The organism is Collinsella sp. LCP19S3_B11 (assembly GCF_052121915.1).
GTDB lineage: Bacteria > Actinomycetota > Coriobacteriia > Coriobacteriales > Coriobacteriaceae > Collinsella.
The window spans coordinates 1-684 of sequence record NZ_JBQKDI010000054.1 but is presented as its reverse complement, the minus strand read 5'-3'; the positions used below and the strand labels follow the sequence as shown (position 1 = coordinate 684).

Annotated in this window: 1 protein-coding gene; it reads right to left on the bottom strand. The window is 65.9% G+C overall.

The window, feature by feature from the left end; genetic code table 11:
- Positions 1-101: 101 nt before the first annotated feature.
- On the bottom strand, positions 102-684 hold a 583-nt coding region (gene istB / locus ACTQV4_RS10330; protein WP_441569784.1), incomplete at its 5' end, for an IS21-like element helper ATPase IstB.

The following is a 684-nucleotide window of genomic DNA, read 5'->3' as shown; positions in this document are numbered from 1 at the left end:
TGTTAGCGTCAATCTATTTTTCACCAGTTTCGCTAAACAGGCGCGCCGTTCGCGCAAAGGCGGTTTCACCGGTTGCGCTAACGTATTTTCACCGATTCCGGTCACGGCTTGACGGGACCGTCCCTCGGCAGGTCCTTCAGCCTGTAGGACCTGCCGGTTATCTTGACCAGGTGGCAGTGGTGGCACACCCTGTCCGCGATCGCGCTCGCCGCCACGTCGTCCCCGAACACCCTGCCCCAGCCGCTGATCCCCACGTTGGTGGTGATGATCGTCGAGCGCTGCTCGTAGCGCGTCGATATCAGCTGGAACAGCAGGTCCGCGCCCGCGCTGCCGACGTCGAGGTAGCCGAGCTCGTCGATGATCAGCAGCCTCGAGTGGGCGTAGTACCTGAGCCTCTTCTTGAGGATGCCGCGCGACGAGGCGTCCTCCAGGTCCTCGACGAGCCGGGCGCAGTCCACGAACCTGACCTCGCGCCCCGCCCTGACCGCCTCGATGCCCAGCGCGACGGCGAGGTGCGTCTTGCCCACGCCGGGGCTCCCCACGAACAGGACGTTCTCGGCCCGCTCGACGAACCTCAGGGTCGCGAGCTCCTCGATCTCGGCGCGCGGGACCGACGGCTGGAAGTCCCAGTCGAAGTCCGCCAGCCCCTTGACGTAGGGGAACCCCGACGACCGTATGCGCTGG